Annotated in this window: 1 protein-coding gene; it reads left to right on the forward strand. The window is 48.4% G+C overall.

Features of this window, described 5'->3' with window-relative positions; translation table 11 throughout:
- A partial coding sequence (locus A3761_RS04800) for a DUF5011 domain-containing protein (RefSeq protein ID WP_156491602.1) occupies positions 1 to 798 on the forward strand: 798 nt, incomplete at both ends.

Here is a 798-nt window from a genome sequence, read left to right on the forward strand (position 1 = left end):
CGATATTTCTGCAAACATCGGTGTCAGCGGTACAGTCAATGCAACCGTAATCGGCAGTTATGTACTGAGCTACAACGTGAACGATTCCTCAGGCAACTCTGCTACTACCGTTACCCGAACAATTAACGTTCAAGATACTGGCGCACCTAGCATCACTCTACTAGGTAGCAGCCCACTTAACCATGAGCTAAATACCCCTTATACCGATGCTGGTGCGACTGCGAATGACGCACTTGACGGAGACCTATCTGCAGGCATTATAGTTGGCGGCACAATGGTCGACTCTAGCGTTGCTGGTACTTATGTCATTACCTATGATGTCAGTGACTCCAACGGTAACCCTGCCGTACAGCAAACGCGCACGGTAAATGTGAACGACTTTACCGCCCCTGTCATTACACTTAATGGTGACAGCAGCATTAATATCGCTCTAGGTAGTGTCTACAATGATGCGGGTGCGAGTGCGTCGGACAATATTGATGGCGATATTTCAGCAAGCATTATTCAGAGTGGCNCTGTTGATACCGGTACAATTGGNAGCTANACNCTTGTGTATAACGTNAGTGATGCGGCTGGCAACGNTGCAATCCCCGTCACACGAACAGTTAATGTTGCTGATGCGAGCGGCCCTGTTATTACACTGATCGGAAACAACCCGATCGATCATGAGGTGAATACAATCTTCACCGACCCGGGTGCGACAGCGCTAGATAATGTCGANGGAGATGTATCTTCAAANATCGGTGTCAGTGGTACGGTCAATGCTGCAGTTGTTGGTAGCTATGTACTGAGCTACAA

The organism is Oleiphilus sp. HI0123, assembly GCF_001635315.1.